General features: G+C 46.4%; 18 protein-coding genes. 12 read left to right on the forward strand and 6 right to left on the reverse strand.

Translation table 11 applies throughout. The features are described 5' to 3' along the window. Window positions 1–12 precede the first annotated feature (12 nt). The 4 genes from RBB45_RS02455 (at window position 13) to RBB45_RS02470 (ending at window position 3,455) form a co-directional block, all read left to right on the forward strand. The gene (locus RBB45_RS02455) at window positions 13–1,197 is read left to right on the forward strand and encodes a pyridoxal phosphate-dependent aminotransferase (RefSeq protein ID WP_035401134.1); all 1,185 of its coding nucleotides are present in this window, start codon (window positions 13–15) and stop codon (window positions 1,195–1,197) included. Between the two features lie 227 nt (window positions 1,198–1,424). Further along, window positions 1,425–2,132: a DnaD domain-containing protein gene (locus tag RBB45_RS02460; RefSeq protein ID WP_306009061.1), complete on the forward strand. Its 708-nt coding sequence runs from the start codon at window positions 1,425–1,427 to the stop codon at window positions 2,130–2,132. A 145-nt stretch (window positions 2,133–2,277) separates the two neighbouring features. Continuing rightward, on the forward strand, window positions 2,278–2,925 hold the full coding sequence (gene nth / locus RBB45_RS02465; protein WP_009791255.1) for an endonuclease III: 648 nt from the start codon (window positions 2,278–2,280) through the stop codon (window positions 2,923–2,925). After that, the gene (locus RBB45_RS02470; RefSeq protein WP_022544125.1) at window positions 2,925–3,455 is read left to right on the forward strand and encodes a YpoC family protein; all 531 of its coding nucleotides are present in this window, start codon (window positions 2,925–2,927) and stop codon (window positions 3,453–3,455) included. Before nth ends, RBB45_RS02470 begins: the two co-directional genes overlap by 1 nt. Before the next feature lie 38 nt (window positions 3,456–3,493). Here RBB45_RS02470 and RBB45_RS02475 read toward each other — a convergent pair whose 3' ends face one another. Further along, on the reverse strand, window positions 3,494–6,250 hold the full coding sequence (locus RBB45_RS02475) for a PBP1A family penicillin-binding protein (protein WP_306009062.1): 2,757 nt from the start codon (window positions 6,248–6,250) through the stop codon (window positions 3,494–3,496). A gap of 34 nt (window positions 6,251–6,284) precedes the next feature. Further along, window positions 6,285–6,896 (reverse strand): Holliday junction resolvase RecU, encoded by a 612-nt coding sequence (recU, locus tag RBB45_RS02480; RefSeq protein ID WP_022544123.1) that lies wholly within the window; start codon window positions 6,894–6,896, stop codon window positions 6,285–6,287. A 139-nt stretch (window positions 6,897–7,035) separates the two neighbouring features. Between recU and RBB45_RS02485 the strand changes: the two genes are divergently transcribed. The 3 genes from RBB45_RS02485 (at window position 7,036) to RBB45_RS02495 (ending at window position 9,451) form a co-directional block, all read left to right on the forward strand. Further along, complete coding sequence (locus tag RBB45_RS02485; protein WP_129611977.1) at window positions 7,036–8,022, forward strand: DUF2515 domain-containing protein; 987 nt, start codon at window positions 7,036–7,038, stop codon at window positions 8,020–8,022. A gap of 704 nt (window positions 8,023–8,726) precedes the next feature. Further along, window positions 8,727–8,993 (forward strand): exodeoxyribonuclease VII small subunit, encoded by a 267-nt coding sequence (locus tag RBB45_RS02490; RefSeq protein WP_129611976.1) that lies wholly within the window; start codon window positions 8,727–8,729, stop codon window positions 8,991–8,993. Between the two features lie 89 nt (window positions 8,994–9,082). Then, window positions 9,083–9,451: a YppE family protein gene (locus tag RBB45_RS02495; RefSeq protein WP_240683980.1), complete on the forward strand. Its 369-nt coding sequence runs from the start codon at window positions 9,083–9,085 to the stop codon at window positions 9,449–9,451. A gap of 81 nt (window positions 9,452–9,532) precedes the next feature. Here RBB45_RS02495 and RBB45_RS02500 read toward each other — a convergent pair whose 3' ends face one another. Continuing rightward, window positions 9,533–9,739: a YppF family protein gene (locus RBB45_RS02500; protein ID WP_022544120.1), complete on the reverse strand. Its 207-nt coding sequence runs from the start codon at window positions 9,737–9,739 to the stop codon at window positions 9,533–9,535. 190 nt (window positions 9,740–9,929) lie between these two features. Between RBB45_RS02500 and RBB45_RS02505 the strand changes: the two genes are divergently transcribed. The 3 genes from RBB45_RS02505 to RBB45_RS02515 all read left to right on the forward strand — a co-directional run bounded on the left by RBB45_RS02505 (window position 9,930) and on the right by RBB45_RS02515 (window position 13,879). After that, window positions 9,930–10,475 (forward strand): YppG family protein, encoded by a 546-nt coding sequence (locus RBB45_RS02505; RefSeq protein ID WP_009791245.1) that lies wholly within the window; start codon window positions 9,930–9,932, stop codon window positions 10,473–10,475. A 151-nt stretch (window positions 10,476–10,626) separates the two neighbouring features. Next, complete coding sequence (locus tag RBB45_RS02510; RefSeq protein WP_009791244.1) at window positions 10,627–11,490, forward strand: ABC transporter permease subunit; 864 nt, start codon at window positions 10,627–10,629, stop codon at window positions 11,488–11,490. Beyond that, on the forward strand, window positions 11,483–13,879 hold the full coding sequence (locus RBB45_RS02515) for an ABC transporter permease subunit (protein WP_009791243.1): 2,397 nt from the start codon (window positions 11,483–11,485) through the stop codon (window positions 13,877–13,879). Before RBB45_RS02510 ends, RBB45_RS02515 begins: the two co-directional genes overlap by 8 nt. Window positions 13,880–13,994: 115 nt before the next feature. On the opposite strand, the gene RBB45_RS02520 is transcribed toward RBB45_RS02515, so the two are convergent. The 3 genes from RBB45_RS02520 to RBB45_RS02530 form a co-directional block, all read right to left on the reverse strand. Then, on the reverse strand, window positions 13,995–14,474 hold the full coding sequence (locus tag RBB45_RS02520) for an Hsp20/alpha crystallin family protein (protein WP_224952031.1): 480 nt from the start codon (window positions 14,472–14,474) through the stop codon (window positions 13,995–13,997). Between the two features lie 88 nt (window positions 14,475–14,562). Next, complete coding sequence (locus RBB45_RS02525; protein WP_094767173.1) at window positions 14,563–15,480, reverse strand: peptide ABC transporter permease; 918 nt, start codon at window positions 15,478–15,480, stop codon at window positions 14,563–14,565. Between the two features lies 1 nt (window position 15,481). Beyond that, entirely contained in the window at window positions 15,482–16,378 is an 897-nt protein-coding gene (locus tag RBB45_RS02530; protein WP_306009063.1) for an ABC transporter permease subunit, read from the reverse strand. Between the two features lie 252 nt (window positions 16,379–16,630). On the opposite strand from RBB45_RS02530, the gene RBB45_RS02535 reads away from it, so the two are divergent. Then, the gene (locus RBB45_RS02535) at window positions 16,631–18,934 is read left to right on the forward strand and encodes a DEAD/DEAH box helicase (RefSeq protein ID WP_306009064.1); all 2,304 of its coding nucleotides are present in this window, start codon (window positions 16,631–16,633) and stop codon (window positions 18,932–18,934) included. Further along, entirely contained in the window at window positions 18,918–20,231 is a 1,314-nt protein-coding gene (locus tag RBB45_RS02540; protein WP_306009065.1) for a ribonuclease H-like domain-containing protein, read from the forward strand. The genes RBB45_RS02535 and RBB45_RS02540 overlap by 17 nt, the downstream gene beginning before the upstream one ends. Window positions 20,232–20,535: the final 304 nt, after the last annotated feature.

The following is a 20,535-nucleotide window of genomic DNA, read 5'->3' on the forward strand; positions in this document are numbered from 1 at the left end:
CAAGCTATGAAAATAAAGCTAGCAGGCAGGGTGGAGGCGCTGACGCCTTCTTCCACGCTGGCGATAACAGCTAAAGCAAAGGAACTGAAAGCACAGGGCCGCGATGTAATTGGGCTGGGGGCAGGAGAGCCGGACTTCAACACGCCGCAGCATATCATAGATGCTGCATTGGCTTCAATGAATGAGGGGAACACGAAATATACTCCATCTGCAGGTCTTCCTGCGCTGAGAGCCGAAATAGCTGCAAAGCTTAAAAAAGACCAGGGGCTTGACTACAAAATCAATGAAACCTTTGTCGGAAGCGGAGCAAAGCATGTGCTGTACACCCTGTTCCAGGTGCTTCTTGATGAAGGAGATGAGGTCATCATCCCTACGCCGTACTGGGTCAGCTATCCTGAGCAGGTAAAGCTGGCTGGCGGGATCCCTGTTTATGCAGAAGGCTCTGAGGAAAATGGGTTTAAAATCACTCCGCAGCAGCTGAAGGATGCGGCTACAGAGAAAACCAAAGCAGTCATCATCAACTCTCCAAGCAACCCGACCGGAATGCTTTATACGGAGGAAGAGCTGAAGGCGCTTGGGGAAGTGTGCCTTGAGAAAGGCATCCTGATCGTATCGGATGAAATATACGAGAAACTTGTATACAGCAATAACCGCCATGTGTCCATAGCACAGCTGTCACCTGAATTAAAAGAGCAGACCATCATCGTGAATGGTGTTTCTAAATCGCATTCGATGACAGGCTGGAGAATCGGCTATGCAGCTGGCGGCAGCAGGATCATCAAGGCAATGACCGATCTGGCTAGCCACAGCACTTCAAATCCGGCCACTGCTTCCCAGTACGGCGCCATTGCCGCTTATGCCGGCACACAGGATCCGGTCGAGGAAATGAGGCAGGCATTTGAAGGCAGGCTGGAAGAGATTTACGGAAAGCTTGTGTCTATACCGGGATTCACCTGCATTAAGCCGCAGGGCGCATTTTATTTATTCCCGAATGCCAGGCAGGCAGCCGAAATGACGGGCTATAAAGATGTAGATGCATTCGCCGAAGCGCTTCTTGAGGAAGCCCTGGTAGCGGTCATTCCCGGTTCTGGATTCGGTGCTCCGGACAATATCCGCCTTTCCTACGCAACTTCGCTTGAATCTTTGGAAGAGGCTGTTGAACGTATACGCAGGTTTGTGGCAGAAAAGGCCCAGTGATCTAAATGGCATAACAGCAGGCGAGACGTTTTCGCGCCTCATGAATGGCCAATGCTCTTTTCCGCTTACAGCATAAAAGGGAAATAAAGAGATCCGCTTACGCGGATTTTTTTATTCATATGCACTCATGCCCTGTGCTGTTTCAGACCTAATTTCTGGCAGCGTTGCCTGTTATTCTCCTTACTGGCCCTGAATGTTCATGATATACTTTAAAGGAGGTGTCCAGGATGAAAGACAATATTATCAAGTGGCTCCAGGAAGGGAGCCTGTCCATACCAGGTGCCCTCTTGGCCCGCTATCATAAAATGAATATAACTGAACAGGAACTCGTCCTGCTTTTGCATATATCGTCCTTTATTGAAAAAGGCAGAGACTTTCCTACCCCGAATGAAATTTCGTCCCGAATGACGATTTCTGATACAGCATGCACCGATATGATCCGGAAACTGATCCAGAAAGGATTTATTGAAATTCTTGACGGCTTTTCGGATGAGGGAATACGCTTTGAAAAGTATACGCTTGAACCCCTTTGGGAAAGGGTGGTTGACCAATTCCTCCTCGAAGACAAACAAAAGGATCTTAAATCCCATCAGCAGGAAGAGATGGATCTGTATACATGCTTTGAAAAAGAATTCGGAAGGCCGCTTTCGCCTTTTGAATGTGAAACGCTGGCAATGTGGATGGATGATGACCACCATGACCCTGTCATCATTAAAGCGGCATTGCGGGAGGCAGTTATATCCGGTAAGCTTAATTTCCGTTATATCGACCGTATTTTATTCGAATGGAAGAAAAATGGGATTAAGACAATTGAACAGGCGAAGAGCTTTGGACGCAAATTCCGTCAAAACCAGCCGCAGTCTTCAAGGCAAAAAACGGATGAACGTCCTGTTCAGCAAAAATCAATTCCTTTTTACAACTGGCTTGAGCAATAATGTTAATGGCGGGGGACTTCTCCCGCCCTTTTTGTATGATTTCCTGAATGCTCCCTCCAGGTGCTTGAAGAGCGTTTGGAAGGACAGGATATAGAGAAAAGGTTAAGATAATGAAAACATATTTAAATACAGAGTGGTGATACAAATGCTGAATAAAACACAAATCAGGCATTGCCTGGATGTTATGGGCGAAATGTTCCCTGATGCCCATTGCGAGCTTCATCATGAAAACCCTTTTGAACTTGTTATTGCAGTGGCCCTTTCTGCTCAATGTACAGATGCGCTGGTCAACAAGGTTACCAAAAACCTGTTTCAAAAATATAAAACGCCAGAGGATTATTTAGCTGTTTCCCTTGATGAGCTGCAAAACGACATCAGGTCGATCGGCCTGTTCAGGAACAAAGCAAAGAACATCCACAAGCTCTGCAGGCTCCTCATCGACGAGTATAATGGGATTGTCCCGCATGACAGGGACGAATTGACAAAGCTGCCCGGGGTAGGAAGGAAAACGGCAAATGTCGTCGTTTCTGTGGCTTACGATGTGCCTGCAATCGCTGTAGATACCCATGTGGAAAGGGTCAGCAAACGCCTCGGGTTCTGCAGGTGGAAGGATTCTGTTCTTGAAGTAGAGAAAACACTGATGAAAAAGGTGCCTGAAGAAGAATGGTCAGTTACGCACCATCGGATGATCTTTTTTGGCCGATATCACTGCAAGGCGCAAAACCCCCAGTGCGAAATCTGCCCGCTCCTTGACCTTTGCAGGGAAGGCCGGAAAAGGATGAAGAGGAAATAATGGCGGATAGCGAAAAAATCATGCTGCAGGTGTCTCCTGAAGTCTACCATCCATTTCTGGTGGGAGAGGAGGAAGCCTGGGAGCCAGCTTGGGCAGATGAGTTTCAGGCAGATGCGATCTTCATCTATGAGATTGCTTTTTATAATGGGATTGAAGCGCTCAGGCCATGGGAGAAGGCGGAAGAGTTCTTTCCCGCAAGGATTGAACAGTGGGAGGAGGTAAAATCCTCCATTGCTGCTTTGCATGGGAAACGGGAGAGGTTGGGATTGGCGGAATTGATGAGGTCTGCTATAGGCATCTTCGTTCAAATGCTGTTCTGGACCAACGGACAGCCGGCCAGGCTGGATACTCCTAAAGAGTTTATGCTATTGAATGTTAAGCCAGCTAACTTAAATGAACGGCTGGAATTTGTTTTGTCCAGTCCGCTTCTTTATCATTCGTTCATTCAATTATGTGAGCTGCAGGCTGAACTAGAAAAGCAGCGCCAAAAGAAAGCAAGCATAGAAAAAGCGTTTAAGCATAAAGCTTAAACGCTTTTTACATTTAGACTTTTGAAAGATGCGCCGGATTAATTGCTTCCGTCAGACCCGGAGCCGCTGCCTGATCCGGATCCGCTCCCGGAGCCAGAACCTCCAGATCCTGTGCCGGACCCTCCAGAACCGGAGCCGGTTCCGCTGCCTGATCCGGACTGTCCTCCATTCTGGCCGGTTTGCCCGGACTCACCGCCGGAGCCGGATTCACCCTCAGAACCGCTGTCGTCACCTTCTCCGTCATCTTCTTCATTTCCTCCGTTGCCATTGCCGTTGCCATTGCCGTTGCCGTTGCCATTGCCGTTGCCATTGCCATTGCCATTGCCGTTGCCAGGATTCTGATTGTCTTCCTCATTTTCCTCATCATTCTGGTTAGCATCGTCATCCTGACTGCCGTCTTCCCCATCTTCAGGTTCTTCCTGTCCATCATCCTCAGGAGCTCCCGGGATGGTGACAGAAACAGAAGCAGGATCGCTGCGCATATCATCTCTAAATGCTGTAACGCTGAAAGTGTATGTGCTTCCAGGGGAAGGAGCAGTAAACCTTAAGCCTTTTTCAGCCGTTACCGTAGGCTGCTGGCCGCTGCCGTCAACCGAAGCATTCACCTCGAATTGCACGCCTTCTTCTGAACCATATTCCCAGCCAACCACGACTTCATTGGCTTCTGGATCAAATACTGCAGATAAGCCTTGCGGCGCATCAAGTTTGTCGTATTTCTTTGAAACCTGTGTAGGAGCTTCTCCTTTAACTGCATATTCAGTAAGGATCTGGTCGCTTGGCGTATAGGCGCTTGCGAGCTTTGAAGTGCCTTTTTCAATCTTTACGACTTCTACGCTTTTCGGCATTTTGAAGTCAGGTGTTTCTTTGCCTTCAGACACATGGGCCATCAGGTTTTTAAATAGATTTTGAGCTATTTTCTGGTCTCTACCGTTTGAAGGAAGATAATTCTTCCTGTCTTTATAGCCAGTCCATACGGCCGCTGTATAATTCGTTGTATATCCGGCAAACCAGGCATCTGGAACCGCCCCGTCAGGAACATTGTACTTGGATAATTCTTCATTGCTATAATTGGTTGTTCCTGTCTTCCCGGCGATCGGCAGGCCTTGCACGTTAGCCTGCTGGCCGGTGCCATAAGAATCCTTTACAACGCTCTTGAGCATATCTGTGATCATAAAGGCTGTATAGTCCTTCATGACAACCTTGGATTCCGGAGCCAAATCGAGCTTTGTGCCGTCTCTAAGCTCTACGCTTTTGACTGTATGAGGAGTATTGTATATGCCGTTGTTTCCAAAGGCACTGTAGGCTCCGGCCATCTGCATGGAAGAAACCCCTTTTCCAAGCCCTCCTATGGCATAAGATTCGAATATTTCGTCCAGAGGTATGCCGAGATCGACTGCAAAATCCTTAGCCCGATCAAGTCCTACTTCCTGAAGAGCCATGACCGCAGGGACATTCCGTGAACGGGCGAGTGCTTCTCTCATGCTCATCGGCCCCATATGCCTGCCGTCCCAGTTGTTGAATTTGGTGCCGTCGGAATACGTATAAGGTTTATCATCCAGAGTATAGTAAGTGCCCCATTTTAAATGTTCAATAGCGGGACCATAGTCGAGCACAGGTTTAATGGTAGAACCTGGCTGGCGCTTTTGGTCAGTGGCATAGTTGAAGCCAAACTCTACTTCAGGATTTCGGTTTCCGCCAAGGGCCCGGATTTCCCCTGTCTTTGTATCCAGGAGTGTTATGCCTGCCTGGAATTCTTCATTTGGAAATTCTACAATTTCATTGCCGTTAAGCATTGTTTCCACATATTCCTGTGCATCTTTGTCCAGTGTTGTGTATATTTTGAGTCCGTCTGTAAAGACATTAATCGTTCCATATTTTTCGTTGATTTCAGCAATGGCCTGCCCGATGAAGGAATCATAAGGTATGTCTCCATTGATTTTTCGATTCTCTTCGGCGACCAGGGAGGATGTGACCGGAATCTTCTTGGCCGCTTCCATTTGTTCTTTTGTGATGTATCCATGCTTATTCATCAGCGTCAGTACAATATTCCGCCTTTTTTCCGCCTTGTCAGGGTGGTTGAAGGGATTGTAATTGTTCGGGCTTTGCGGCAGTCCTGCAAGCAGTGCTGCTTCGTGAAGCTCCAGATCCTTCAGCGGCTTGCCGAAGTATGTTTCTGAAGCAGTCGCGAACCCGTAAGAGTATTGCGACATATTCACTTTGTTCATATAAAGCTCTAATATTTCATGCTTTGTATATTTACGTTCCAGCTGGATGGCCAGCCATGCTTCCTGAGCTTTACGGGAAAGCTTTTTATCAAACTCGAGGAAATAGTTTTTGGCTACCTGCTGGGTGATGGTGCTCGCTCCTTCTGCACCAAAGCCTTCTGTGATGTTGGCAAGGACTGCACCGCCGAGGCGGATCGGATCAATGCCATGATGTTTATAAAAGCGGGAGTCTTCTGTTGCAATGACTGCTTCCTCAACGATCTTTGGTATGTCCTCATACTCGACATAATCCCTGTTTTCGGAACCGATGGTTGCAATCTGCTCCCCGTTCATATCATAAATTTCAGATGCGATAGCGGATTTCAGCTTCTCTTCATCAAGCTTTGGCGTATCTTTGACCATGTATGCAAATGCACCGGCTCCGATGATGATGCCGGCAAGCCCGAGTGCGATCAGCACCAGAAATATCTTTTTGAAGATACCGCCTTTTTTCTTTTTGGGAGTTTTTTTCTTGGTGCCGGCAGACTGCTGCTTCCGGCGTTCCTCCCTTGAGTTGTAGTTTTCTGCCATATATATATTCATCCTTTCTTACATCTGCATAAAATCATGTAAGATTATAAAGATAATCTATTACTTTAATATAGTCAATCCTGGGCTGGAAGCCAAGCTGGATCCTATGGCCATTTTCTTCTATTTCCGTTTTCGCAATGGATTTGCGCCCGCCATTCTCCATCCTCTCCCAAAAAGGGAAAAGGGAGCGGGCTTCTAAAAGGAAGATTTCTTCGCTCTCTGAGAAACGGAGCAGTACAAAGCAGATCCCCCCCTGGGCAACTATCCTGCGCATATGGGATATCTGGTGGGCATGGAAGTTCTTAAGAGGAAAAGAAGTGCTATTCTTCGTTTCCTTTGCTTCAAAATCAATATATCTTCCTTTATAAAGGCCATTATAATCTGTGGTTGAGGCTTGCTTGAAATAAGCCTCCTTAATAACCGCAGCACTTCTTTTAGGATAGTCAACATTCACAATCTGGACTGGCGTGGGCTTTTTATGGATTACAGCCAGCCCCCTTTCCAGGTAAAAAGCATTTGTTTCATTTATATCATCCTCTAGTGTCATCCCCCTGTTGGAATATGTCCATTTTTTCTCCTTTTTCACAGGCGCAGCAGCCGCCTTTTGCGGCAAATACTTTCGTCCGTTTGGGTAGTGGAAATTCAATTGCATTCACCTGCCTGTTTTCATTGTGCCGCTATGCCGGCAATCGCTCACTACTCATCATACCAAAAGTGCCGGCTGGAATGTTGAATAAAAAGCACCAAAAAGTGAACGATAACAACAGTGAGCAAGGAGGTTTGCTTTGAGAAAAACAGCCAATTTCACATTTGACAGCTCCGAACGGATGCTCGCAGAGGAAATCCGTTCGATTGCGGATCATTATAACAAAGATAATATCAGCAGAACCCATGCATATCTCGACTATTATCAATCCAACCCGGACATCCAATGGGCTTTCCTGGCGAGTATGGTTTCCAGAAATGCAGGCTGGAATATGTGCGATCTGGAAGAGGCGTCATTGTCCTGCCTCCTTGGACCGGAAATCAGGGAGCGGCTTTTCCTTACATATGAGCGTGCCAATTGGCTCATTTTCTCAGATGCCTTTCCACAGCTGCTTCTCTATGAATATTCGACGAAAAAAAACTCGCCAATGTTTCATCTCCTGCCATTCTTTCATGTGTCTTCATTTATGGAAAAAGAATGGAACCGCTATTGGCAGGAGGGGGACCGGGAAAGATTAATGATTGCCCTGATAATAAATGAACAAAACCTGATCCAGCGCCCTGTGATTGAACATCCGGTGTATAAAAGGAGGGTGTTCCATTCACTGTTTTTTTCCATCCAGGACTGGATGCATTTCAGCTCGGTCCTGTTTCCAACCTGCAGCGGCCAGCTTTATGGAGCAAGTGTAAAGAAGTTCAGGAAAACGGACGAAAGAATCATGCTCGGAAAAAGGCTTGCAGGGATTCTGTTCTCACCCGCTCATTTTCCGGAGTTCCTGAAGTTTGCAGGAAAAGTGCCTCACACGGGATCAAGGTTGGATTACGAACAATTCCTCAATGGCGGGACAAAGCGGGCTTTGCAAACCTTAAAAGATACTTACCCCGTTATCAGCCATCACATACATGAAAAGCATGATTGGTCAAAGGAGAGAGGAGTCAGCCCGGAGTGGTTTGCAGAAGAAGGGGAGACAGAAGAGCCTGTCCTGATGACAGAATGGTTCCTGCATAAGCAGAGGCAGCTGGAACGGGCAGCGGGATTAAAGAAGTTTATTTGGTTTAAAAGGTAAACGCAGTCCGGCATTGCGGATCAGCTGGAGCGGGATATAGTTCACCAGCTGGCGCTGCTTTTTAAAGAAAAACCGAAAAACAGCGGTTCTAGAACATGAGGCTGAAACCACTATTCTGCTATAAACGAAAAATAACGGTTCTAGAATCCAGGCTGGAACCACTATTCCGGCAAAACCGAAAAATAACGGTTCTAGAACACCAGCCGGAACCGCAATGCTGACAAGTTCAAAATATAATAACCCAGGTCCAAATTACAGACTCTAATCTTCCTCTATCCTATTGAATGAAGTTCCTGGATTAAGGAACCTTGGTTTTACTAAAACCAATTCATAATCTGCTCAGCCATCAATACAAAAAAAAGCAAGGGATCCCCCTTGCTTTCATCAGGTGGAAGGTCTGTCCGGGCCTTCCAGCTTTTTGCTGCCGAATCCAGTTTTCGTTTCTTCCTGCTTTTTTGGCTGAACCTTATTTTGTTTTTCCTTGTTTGCCATCTTTCAACACCTCCATCCTTTAGTGTGTTCAATCACCAATATTTCATCCATTCAAGATGTGTCGAAACGCTCTTTGTTCCATTGAAAAATATAACTATCTTTGGCGAATCGCTTCTAGTTTTGTCAGGGGTGAAGGGAAGTGAAAAGAGAAGGCGAATACAGTGAATAGCAAAAAGCCGTACAGTCGGAGATATATGAAAAAGGGAGGTTATATGATGAAACACACTTCACAGAAAGAAGAATTGCTCCATATGCTGAATGAGATATATGACCAGCTGGAAGAATTGGATGCAGCACTTGAGACAAGCCTTTCAAAATTCAGGGGAGAAATGGCGGAGGAACATCAGCAAAAGATGATATATTGCGAATCAAGGCTGGCCAATGCTGAAAATCGGCTTCAGGAAATCGGGAAAAAGGACGGCAGGGACCGAAAGATGACAGGCGGTAATGACAGCATTAAGCTTGAATTGGGCTATTAGGTTGTCTAAAATAAAGAATGATCTTTAGTAGCTGGATACCCACGCTACTTTTATTTTTTTGGACAAATATCCAACTGGAGATGAAATATATGGACGAGGTAAAACATTTAGACAGGCTGACTAGAGAGCTGCTGGAATGCACGGAGGAAGCGGCAGGCCATTACCGCCAGGCGCGGGAAAGGGGAACCAAGCCTGATTTCTATGCGGAAGTAAAGCCTTTTGCCGATCATAGCAAACAGCTGCTGGACGAGTGGGCCTATCAGGCTGCCGGCTGGATCGCGGAAAACAGGCCCAAGAACCTGCATGAAAATCAGATCAGTTCGGCAGCGGAGCATATAGAACTGATTACTGTCCAATGCTTCTTCCCGGAAACAAGCCGGACCCGTTTCATTAATTACTATAACTCCACCAAATATGTCCTCAATGTCCTCCTTGGCCATTTAGACGAAAAAAAATAAAGCCTGCAGGACAATTGTCCGCAGGCTAAGCTTTTTTTGATTAAAGTTATGCGGCCCGTGTCCCGCTATACCCTCCGGGGATCAATTCTGCAGATTTGCTGCTGCGGTGAAGGAACAGTCAGCTACGGCTCCCTGTGCTTCAAGCTCACGAATAAGGTTGCGGTATTCATTAATGGTGATCTCATTGTGGATATAGGCTTTCTTGGCGAAATCCAATAATTCATTGACGCTCTCGGGGCTATAATCTTTCAGCTGCAAAAATTTCAGTCTCAGTTCGTGAATGTTCATTAATGTTCCTCCTCCGCCTTTTCCCATATCGTATCATGAAACAAAAAAGTTTCTCCGTTTTTAAAAAATTGAAACTTCCGACAAAATTCATCATAAGCAGACAAAACCGGATAATCTTACCTGCAATGCACAAATTGGGCAGATGCATCATAATTTAAAGTAGCGATCAGTATTAGGAGGATGTCTGCCCATGTTTCAAAAAAACAGAAGATTTCCGGCACGAGTGCAGCAGCCAGGGGGCAGCGGCATATACGGCCGGCACAGATACTATTCCGCATTTCCAATGCAAGGAAGCCCCCAGGCCCAATATCAGCCCCAGGCTTTTGCCGGCAGTCAATCAGCATACTTCATTCCTTTCCAGCAGGCACATAATCCGCCGCCCTATTTCCAGGGCTATCAGCATCAAATGCAGCCGCCCATTCAGCCTCAAGTCCAGCCGCAGGCCCAGCAGCCTGTAAGCCAGGGGCTTTTTCAAAATCCGCTGCAGCAGGAGGAAGCATATCAGCAGCCGCAAAGCCAGCAGCCCCATAATCCTTACCCTTATATGAATCCATACCCCAAGCAGTCTTTCATGGCAAAGCAGCCTTCGGGAGTCCAGTCGATCATGAATTCCTTTAAAGGCCAGGATGGATCCCTTGATTTCAACAAAATGATGAATACAGCCGGCCAAATGATGAGCGCAGTTAATCAGGTCTCATCTATGGTCAAAGGGCTGGGAGGCATATTCAAAGTATAAAGAACAGCTGAGGGAGGCTGTTCTTTTCTATGTGGCTTTCACCAATATAAAACCGAAAATTTCGGAATTCATGGAATATTATTGACAAAATTGTGAAGGGATTGGAAAATGGAAACATTGACTGTAGGTCATATAAAAAGGGGTGGTCAATATGCTTAGGCAAATACAGCAGCTTATCATCGTGGTATTGCTTATCCTGCTCATTGCCTCACTGCCGTTAATGGTAACCGCAGATCCGGAAACACAATCGCTGAGCTTTGATCCGGGTGCGCTGCCGCAGGTATACGGCGAATTTTTCACACAAATAGCAGACGGGGATTTAGGTACATATCAGCAGGGGACGAGGACACGGTCCATCGGGGAGGATATCGGGCGGTTCTTTATCACAAGCCTGAAAATCATGGAAGCGGGGATCCTGGCAGCGGTCGTGCTCAGCCTGGTTTTCGGTGTCTTTATCAGCAGGTTCCGGGCAGCCAGGGGATTCAATTATATCCTTAACATTCTGGCATCCATTCCGGATTTCATCATTATTGTTGCCAGCATGATCCTTGCCGTGAAATTTTATAAAATGACGGGGATCAGGATCATTTCCCTGAGGCCGGATTCCGGTGCGCTGAACACGTGGTTTCCGACAGTGCTTGTGGCGATAGCCCCCACATTGTATCTGTTTAAGCTGGTGGCAGTGAAATACTATCAGCTGAGCGGCGAAGATTATATCAGGACCGCGGTGGCTAAAGGGATGCGGCTGGATTATATCAATCTTCAGCATGTTTTTAAAAACATCGAGCCTTTTATCCTGGCGGAAATGACAAAGGTGATTTCGCTTGGGATAGGAAATTTATTTATCGTTGAATACATAATGAACGTTTCAGGAATCACGAAATTCATTTTCCAGGCTAATGGATTCCAGCCCATTGCGATCGGCTTGTTCGCAATGCTTTTGATGTCGCTGATCGTTTATCTTTCTATCAGATTATTATTTTACTTATTTAAGCGGGTGCTGATCCATGAATAAGCTGCTCAGAGTGAATTACTCATTATATATTGGCGTATTTCTAGTCAGTGTTCTGCTTTTCTTTGCTGTTTTCGGGCCGTATTTGGCGCCCCATCAATTATCTGAAGCGCTGGAGACACAGTATCGGGATGGAAAGGTGCTCGCACCGCCGATCCAGCCGTTTGAATCTGGCGAATATCCATTGGGGACTGACAGATGGGGCTATGATATTGCATCCATGATTCTAAATGGCCTGAAATACACAGTTTTCATCGCGATTGCCGTAACTTTTATCAAGATGGTGCTGGGTACCATTATCGGTTTGTATGTGGGGACCTGGAAGCGGACACCGGGATGGCTGCTGGCGTTTGAAAATGCGTGGAGCTTTGTCCCGCTGTTTCTGATCGTTTACTTTTTCTTCAGGGGAATCAACACGCTGTCATTCATTCCGACATGGAAGCTTATCATGCTGTTCATCCTGATCACTTCCCTTGTCAGCATTCCAAGCATTGTCTCATCTGTCCGGCAGAAAACGGCAGAGCTGAACAAATCTGTATACATTGAAGCTGCCAGGGCATTGGGGGCAGGGAGGCACAGGCTGATCTGGAAACATATTTTCCCTCAGCTCAAAGAAACATTTCTTGTCATGTTCATTCTTGAGATTGTCTATGTGATCACGATCATGGGGCAGCTTGGCCTGCTGGAGATCTTTGTCGGCGGTACAAGGGTCACCTATGATCCGCTCCTGTTTCACTCCATAACGAAAGAGCTGGCAGGGCTGGTCGGCCAGGCAAGGGGAAATATTTATGGGAACCTTCATATTTTAATGGTGCCCCTTGCAGTCTTATTGATCACGACCATTTCATTCAGCCTTCTGGCCAATGGCATGAAAAACCGATTCCAGTCCAATTACCAGAGAACACCTTGGATCAAAACCGGACAGGAGCCAAAGCTGAAGCCAGTAAGGAAAAATTATATAGCCCAAAAAGGAAGGAAGCTGCTGTCGCCTGAACCGATGGCGCTTATAATCCTTTTGATCCTCTTTATCAGTGCCGGCACTTATGTGTATGCCACAAAGGATCAGGATATAGGGGTGAAAAACTTCAGCCAGGCTGAATATGACCTGAGCCTTAAGATGAACAAGCAAGGAGAATTCTCATCGACAGCCAATATTGAAGTGAAGAATGAGTCAGAGGATGAATGGGATAAGCTGGTGTTCTATTTTATACCGAATGTATTCAAGGAAGGCCATTCGTTTCAAAGCGTGGAAGGCTACGCCTCCGTCACTCTGAATCACATCAAGGTGGACGGGAAGGAAGCGGATTATGAACTGAAGGATGATACCTTAAGCGTCTTCCTTTCAGAAAAAATGGATAAAGGCGATAAAGGCAAAGTTGAGATAAACTATGAGTTCACCCTTCCTGAAAAAGGAAATCGTTTCTCGAAAGTGGATAAAAATTATTACCTTGCCCAATGGTACCCGATGCTGGCAACCTTCCGTGAGCATAAATGGAATAAGGAGAAGTATTCCGAAGGGCTGGAAACCTACCATACCGATTTTTCAGATTACAAGGTTTCCTATGATATACCAAAAGGCTACACGATTGCCTCAACAGCAGATGAAGACCCGCCAGCCTCTGAAACCAGGGGAACTTTGAAGGCTGAAAAGGTCAGGGACTTTTTCATCAGTATCCTTAAAGATACAAAGGTATATGAAGCAGAAGCAAAAGAGGGGGTTAAGGTAAGGCTCTTTACGGAGGATGATCATAACAAAGATCCTGAACAGTCGCTTGATCTTGCCAAAAAGGCTCTTTCCTTCTACCAGGATAAAATAGGGGAATATCCTCATGAAACGCTTGATGTCGTCCTGGATGAAGGTCAGTTTATGGAATATCCCGGCATCGTTACGATCAATCCGTATATTGAGGATTCGTATTTCTACCAGGTTTCCATCGTTCATGAGATCGCCCATCAGTACTTCTACGGAACCGTTTCTAATGATCCTTATTATGAAGCATGGGTGGATGAGGGGATTACCGAGTTTGCAACCAGCATGTATTTCTATGCGGGAAAAGGCGAGGGGGAAATTAAGGCTTTTTCTCTTCCTCTTAACCGGATGAAGAGCATAGAAGAAGAATCAGTTAAACGACAGCATTCAAATGTGCCGCTGGATGAAGTGTCGCATAACGGATATGTGTATGGCCAGCCGGCAGTGAAGCTGCTCGAATTAGTCAATAACCGTTTCATGGTCAAAGGCAATGACCCGCGTATTGTGGGGATGGAGTTCCTCTCAGCGTACTACGAAAAGTTTAAATTCAAAGAAGTGGATTCGAAAATGTTTGCGGATTTTGCCGCAGACTACTTTCTTGTCCCGAAAGGCTATTTTACCGACTGGCTGACGCTTGAATAATATTCTGCCGTCTGGAATGCCGCATGTAAAAAGCTCCCTTGCTGCAATTGCAAGGGAGCTTTTCGGCCTGTAAAGAGGAACTTTGGCTGCCTTTGGCAGGTGAGCTCAATAGGCATTAATTATTTTCATCAATGATGATTTTCTTGCCTGACTGCTTAGGTATCCGGATGATCAGCAGGCCGTCCTGGTAAGAAGCCCTGACCTTTTTTTCATTGATAGTCTGCGGAAGCGGGATGGTCCTGGATGATTGCTGCATCGTCTGCTTCCGGCTGAAGGTCCTGTGCTTATCATCTTCCTGGAGTAAGGTTTCCGCGTGGCTGACTGAAATGGTAATATAATTATCCAGTACATCAATATGGATCTGCTCCCTTTTTATCCCCGGCAGCTCTGCTGTAATATGATGCTCTTTATCGGTTTCAGATACCCGGACAGAAAAGGCACTCTGCGGAAACGGAGTTTTAAAGAAATCATCAATGCTCTGCAAGAACCCTTTGACGGGTTTTTCCTGAAAGAATGTGTTCATCGATTTCATGATATCGCTGAATGGCTCATTTTTCTCTTTCTTTTTTGGGCCATCAGGCAGCTGTGAAGACATCCATGCATCTCCTCCCAAAACAGAATCTTGGGATATATTATGCAATCAGCGCCCGATTGGTCCCTTTGAGAAAGACTCACCCTCTTACTTATAGATACCTGATTTTCCGCGCAAAAATATTTTTGATCCCCTGGGAAAGGAGATTGAAGGTGAATATAGAAAAAGTCATGAACAAGGCTGCAAAGAATGGAATCCAGATCGGGCCCCGGATGTCGATAAACGCATCTTTTAGAAGCATCGGCCAGGAGATGGATGTGTTGACAAATTCCCATAGCCCTGTTGGCGTCTGGACAAACTGCTGGGAAATGAAGATGCCGACAAAGCCTAGCTGTCCCAGGAGGAACATTACTTTTCCCAGATCTGAGATCATATAGACCAGGATTTTCCCATACAGAAAAGGCATATAATATCGTTTGAACATGGCAAAGGGAGTGGTTCCCGCTGCTATTCCCCCTGTAATGAACTCTTTTGATGATACTTCATCGAATTCCAATTTGATCATGTCGGCAGCCCTGGCTGCTTCAGAAAGGGCAACCACAAGGATCAGCCAGAAAGGCCGGTCTTTTGCAAACAATAAAGGCGGCAGATTAACGACCAGTATGACAATGATGATGGTCGGGATATAAGATAGGAAGCCATTCAGCCATTTCAGGACAGAATCGGCCGCCAGCACCTTTTTATGCGCCAGGAAAGCAAAGGGAATCGCCAATGCATATCTGAGGGCTGTAATGACAATCACAAGGAGAAGCGTTTCCTTGGCGCCAAGCACAATGATGCTCAGCAGATCCCTGCCCGATTTGTCCGTTCCGAGCGGGAAGTCTTCATTTGGCCCGTATGGCGGGATGACAGGCTTGCGGTTCTCATCCATAATATAAGTGATTGTGGACAGCTCCCGGTCTATAAAAGGGAGGAAAGGGCCGATGAAAGCAATAAATGCCAGGATCCCGAGACAAACCAGGCTTATAATAAATACACTATATTTTTTCCACTGAAATTTTCTGTTCATATCAGTTCACTTCCCCCTGCCTTTTTGGCATAAAGAGATATTTAGCTGATTGAGAGGCCAGTATGGTTAAAAACATCAGCACCAGGAATGGAAGCATCAGCGCAAAAGAAGAAACATCATTATAATTCAGGATGCTTTTAAGCAGATTGTTTCCTGCTCCCTCGTAGCCGGATAACTTCTCCACGATCGGCAGGCTCGATAAGATATACAGCATAATGAACTGCGCCTGATTGAGAAGTGTCCCGGCACAGTTAAAAAGGATATGCAGATAAATCTTTTTCTTTCCCAGCCCTTTTGAGTAGGCTGTCCGGATATAATCTTCCCCGCTTTCCTTGTCCATCGCAGCAGCGGTAAAATTGACCATATGAATGAAAGGGAAAAGTGTCAGTGAGATCATTGGGAGAAGAAAACTGTACCAATGCTCATGGCCGTATAGTGTAATCTGCGGAAATCCCCATTGAATCAGCTTGATCAATATATACTGCAGGCTCATATACAGAAAAAAATCCGGAACCGATGAAAACAGCCAGGACAAGGCTTCCTGAATTTTACCCCGCATACGGAGGCGCATCGAAAACTTTGCAATTCCTGCCAGTATTCCAGCTGCCATGCTGATAAAGAAAGCAGGAAGAATGATTCCGAGGCTTCTTTTCATATAAAGGATGGTTTCTTCGGACACCTTCCTTCCAGTCCGGCTCTCGCCAAATCCGTTTTCCTTCTGGATAAATTGAAAGAAGGATTGAATCTTATTTTTGTAGGCTTCTGCACTGAAAGGATAATCCATTTCAATGTGAAATGCGGAAGGCTGATGGATGACCGGTTCTCTTGGCAGCAGCAGAATCAATAGAAAGCTCGCCAGCACAAGGAGAAAAATGAACAGTTTTTTAAGTAACAGCATAAAACGATTGACCCCCATTCTTCTATATATCTGTTAAAATAGGTTAACCGCGGCCAAAGAGCCGCTTTCAAAAAAATATATCTGAATTGTCGCAAATTTTATACCTTCAGTCAATTTACTTTTGGAAAAATCTGGTAATCTTAAATTCGGGCTGTTTGGTTCCGTTCCAGATAAATCCAACAGGAAAACAAAAGAAAATCCTTTTTGAACGAACGTTTATTCGGTAGAATGGGTGTATGAGGTGAACGGAAAATGAAGCTCAGGAAAAATCTCCAGGAGATATTAAAAGATTTAAAGATGACCGAAGAGTTCAAGGATAATATTGTCCATTGGCATACAATTGAAGAAAAAGAAGCAAAAACAGAGGATCTGCCGGAGGATATACATCCATCCTTGAGAAATGCTTTGGAAAAGCGGGGCATCAGCCGTCTTTATACACACCAGAGGTCTGCCTATGCGGCTGCTTCTGAAGGAAAAAGCCTTGTGGCTGTTACTCCAACTGCATCTGGAAAAACACTATGCTACAATCTTCCCGTCCTCCAGACGGCCATCAGCGATCCGAAGGCGAGGGCGTTGTATATATTCCCTACCAAAGCACTGGCCCAGGACCAGAAGAGTGAAATAAATGAATTGATCCAGGAAGCGGAGCTCCCTGTCAACAGCTACACGTATGATGGCGACACTCCGGCTAATATTAGGGAAAAGGTTAGGAAGGCAGGCCATGTTGTCATAACGAACCCTGATATGCTGCATTCGGCGATCCTTCCCCATCATACCAAATGGGTTTCTCTTTTTGAAAATCTCAAATATGTTGTCATTGACGAGGTTCATATTTACAGAGGCGTCTTCGGCAGCCATGTGGCAAACGTGATCCGCCGCCTCAGGCGCATCTGCCGTTTCTACGGGAGCGACCCGCTCTTCATCTGCACATCGGCAACCATTGCCAATCCGCTTGAGCTTGCTGAAAACCTGACGGAAAAGAAAATGGAGCTGATAGACAATAACGGGGCGCCAAGCGGAAGGAAGCACTTCTTGTTCTATAACCCGCCGATTGTCAATATACCGATGAATATTCGGCGAAGCGCCACGCTTGAAGCAAGGAAGCTGGCCGGGAGGCTTTTGAAAAACCGCATCCAGACTATTGTATTTGCCAGGAGCCGTGTCAGAGTCGAAATCCTGCTCACCTACCTCCAGGAGCTGGTCAAGCATCAGCTGGGGCCGAAAGCCATCAGAGGCTACCGGGGAGGCTATCTGCCGACAGAGAGAAGGGCGATTGAAAAGGGTTTGCGTGCGGGTGAAATCTACGGGGTCGTCAGTACAAATGCATTGGAGCTTGGCGTGGATATCGGCCAGCTTCAGGTATGCATCATGACGGGTTATCCGGGATCAATCGCAAGCTCGTGGCAGCAGGCGGGACGGGCAGGTCGGAGGCATGGCGAGTCTCTCGTCATCCTTGTTGCCAGCTCCAGCCCCCTGGACCAGTACGTCATTCAGAACCCGGACTATTTTTTCAATAAAAGCCCGGAAACGGCCAGGATCAATCCTGACAACCTCATCATTTTAATCGACCATATGAAGTGTGCCGCCTATGAGCTGCCATTTAAGTATGGAGAGAAATTCGGTACTGCCGATACGGAGGAACTTCTTGAATATCTGACAGAAGAAAGGGTGCTTTACCAAAACGGCGATAAATGGCATTGGATGAACGATTCTTTTCCTGCCCACAATATCAGCCTCCGGTCTGCATCACAGGAAAATGTCATCATCATTGACCAGTCCGACATTGCAAACGTGAAGGTGATAGGTGAAATGGACCGTTTCTCTGCGATGACGCTCCTGCATGATGAAGCCATTTACCTCCATCAGGGCACCCAGTTCCAGGTTGAGTATTTGGATTGGGATGAAAAGAAAGCGTATGTGAGGGAGGTTGATGTGGATTATTTCACAGATGCCAATCTTGCCGTTGAGCTGAAAGTGCTTGAAGAAGATAAAAACAGGTCACGCGGTGAAATGGAAATCGGATATGGCGATGTGAGCGTGCTGGCCATGACAACGATATTCAAGAAGATCAAGTTTGAAACACATGAAAACATCGGTTCCGGGCCGATCCACCTGCCGCAGGAAGAGCTGCATACAAGCTCGGCGTGGATATCCATCGGCAAGGAGCAGATCCAATTTGATGAAGACCGGATTGAAGAAGGATTGATCGGGACCGCACATGCACTCAAGCATATTGCCCCGCTGTTTGTCATGTGCGATCCGCAGGATATTTTCGTTGTACCGCAGGTAAAGGCTGCGCATAATGAGAAGCCGACCATCTTCTTTTATGACCGCTACCCGGGAGGCATAGGTCTGAGCGAAAAGCTCTATGATGGGATTGAAACGGTCATACAGAAGGCTGAAGGCATGGTAGCTGGCTGCTCCTGCGAGAACGGCTGTCCATCGTGCATTGGCACTGATTCAGCTATGAATACGGCCAAAAGCGATGTCTTGAAGCTTTTGGCATTATTCAGAAAAACGGCTATGGAGGGGGAGCGGTATGAGCCTCAAAAATAAGCTGAACCGATTAAAGCCTCATCTCTCAAAAGAACAGGGGAGTGAACCGGCTAAGCCTGTCAGGGCAAAAGAAGCTACTCAGGAATTTATGCTTCATGACCTATGGAAGGAAAACGGGGTTTTTCCATTCCATTTTGAGGACAGCTTCTGCCTCGTCAGGGAAAAGGAATATCCGCTAGACTGGAAGCATGGTAATTACCGGTTCTCTGATTTTGCGGCTGCAGTGAATGCCTGGAACAGCGGGGATGTATCCCATCCGCTTTCCTCTGCCGGGCATCAGCCTGATGAGCTGTTCTTCTTTGATACAGAAACAACGGGTCTTGGCGGCGGCACCGGAAACACGATTTTCCTGCTGGGGCATGCCAGTGTGACGCGTGATGGTGTGAAGCTCAAACAGCATATCCTTCCCCATCCCGGTGCAGAGGTGCCGCTTTATAAGAGCTTCCTGGACAGCGTGGATTATACAACCATGGTCACCTATAATGGCAAAGCTTTTGACTGGCCGCAGGTGAAGACAAGGCATACCCTTATCAGGGAACAGGTGCCCAAGCTTCCGCCTTTCGGGCATTTCGATCTTTACCACGCATCCCGAAGGATCTGGAAGCACAGGCTTGAGAGGCTGAAGCTTTCCATCGTCGAGAAGGAAGTGCTTGGCGTTGAGCGGAAAGATGATATACCAGGCTTCCTTGCACCGATGATCTATTTTGATTACGTGCAGACAAAGAACCCCGAAGGCATGCTCGGAATCCTGAAGCATAATGAAATCGATATCCTGTCGCTCATAACGCTGTACACACATCTTTCCTATCAGCTCCTTGGGCTGGACGGCAGCCGGACCGCTGCGGAAACCTATGAAGTAGGGCGGTGGTTTTCTTCTCTCGGCAACACTTCTTCTGCAAAAGCAGCCTTTGTGCAGGCAGCACAGACAGAGAATGAAGAGTCAGTGAAGGCCAGGAATGCACTCGCCTTTGAACACAAGAAACTGAAGGACTGGGAACAGGCGGCAGCCCTGTGGCAGGAATGCGCCGATTCGGAGGCAGATCCGAAAATTACGGCTGAATCCTCCATTGAACTGGCAAAATATTTTGAGCATCGCAGCAAAGACCTTGCGCGCGCAGTCCATTATGCTGAAAAAGCGAGAAAGGCGCTGGAAGCCGTTCCTGCACCAGGTACCTCAGATAAGCTCAAACCGGAAACAGATAAGAGGATCCGGAGACTCTATGCTAAGCTGGAAAAAGAACAGTCCCGGAATGATACCGCTTCTGCCGGTATAAAAAGCGCAGCATCAGGAAAATAACACCCTGGCTGCGTTTTTTTGTACCCAGAAAATCCGCTTTGCCCGCTGTAACAAAACTTTAATATTTCTATGTGTAAAAACCATTATTTATTAGTTGTCTGTACCTCATTGAAGCTGTAAAATTGAATGTTGTATGCTACATACAGTGAATAAAAAGAGTGAGGCTGGTTTGGATGTATAAAGCGATATTGTTCCTGTTTTTTGTTGTCATCTGTCTGACAGTCATTATTTTTTCCAGCATGAAGGACAGTTTTTATGTTATGCTGTAGCGAAAAAAACCCGGCAAATGCATAAAATTAGGTGT

The sequence above is a fragment of the Bacillus sp. MMSF_3328 genome (genome assembly GCF_030733525.1).
GTDB lineage: Bacteria > Bacillota > Bacilli > Bacillales > Cytobacillaceae > Bacillus_AB > Bacillus_AB infantis.

Excerpts from the sequence above, each read along its gene's own strand:
- RBB45_RS02525 (WP_094767173.1), bottom strand. The coding sequence starts at position 15,480 with ATGAACAGAAAATTTCAGTGGAAAAAATATAGTGTATTTATTATAAGC.
- RBB45_RS02505 (WP_009791245.1), top strand. The coding sequence starts at position 9,930 with ATGTTTCAAAAAAACAGAAGATTTCCGGCACGAGTGCAGCAGCCAGGG.
- RBB45_RS02510 (WP_009791244.1), top strand. The coding sequence starts at position 10,627 with ATGCTTAGGCAAATACAGCAGCTTATCATCGTGGTATTGCTTATCCTG.
- RBB45_RS02470 (WP_022544125.1), top strand. The coding sequence starts at position 2,925 with ATGGCGGATAGCGAAAAAATCATGCTGCAGGTGTCTCCTGAAGTCTAC.
- RBB45_RS02535 (WP_306009064.1), top strand. The coding sequence starts at position 16,631 with ATGAAGCTCAGGAAAAATCTCCAGGAGATATTAAAAGATTTAAAGATG.
- nth (WP_009791255.1), top strand. The coding sequence starts at position 2,278 with ATGCTGAATAAAACACAAATCAGGCATTGCCTGGATGTTATGGGCGAA.
- RBB45_RS02460 (WP_306009061.1), top strand. The coding sequence starts at position 1,425 with ATGAAAGACAATATTATCAAGTGGCTCCAGGAAGGGAGCCTGTCCATA.
- RBB45_RS02490 (WP_129611976.1), top strand. The coding sequence starts at position 8,727 with ATGATGAAACACACTTCACAGAAAGAAGAATTGCTCCATATGCTGAAT.
- RBB45_RS02515 (WP_009791243.1), top strand. The coding sequence starts at position 11,483 with ATGAATAAGCTGCTCAGAGTGAATTACTCATTATATATTGGCGTATTT.
- RBB45_RS02495 (WP_240683980.1), top strand. The coding sequence starts at position 9,083 with ATGGACGAGGTAAAACATTTAGACAGGCTGACTAGAGAGCTGCTGGAA.
- RBB45_RS02540 (WP_306009065.1), top strand. The coding sequence starts at position 18,918 with ATGAGCCTCAAAAATAAGCTGAACCGATTAAAGCCTCATCTCTCAAAA.
- RBB45_RS02520 (WP_224952031.1), bottom strand. The coding sequence starts at position 14,474 with ATGTCTTCACAGCTGCCTGATGGCCCAAAAAAGAAAGAGAAAAATGAG.
- RBB45_RS02475 (WP_306009062.1), bottom strand. The coding sequence starts at position 6,250 with ATGGCAGAAAACTACAACTCAAGGGAGGAACGCCGGAAGCAGCAGTCT.
- RBB45_RS02530 (WP_306009063.1), bottom strand. The coding sequence starts at position 16,378 with ATGCTGTTACTTAAAAAACTGTTCATTTTTCTCCTTGTGCTGGCGAGC.
- RBB45_RS02500 (WP_022544120.1), bottom strand. The coding sequence starts at position 9,739 with ATGAACATTCACGAACTGAGACTGAAATTTTTGCAGCTGAAAGATTAT.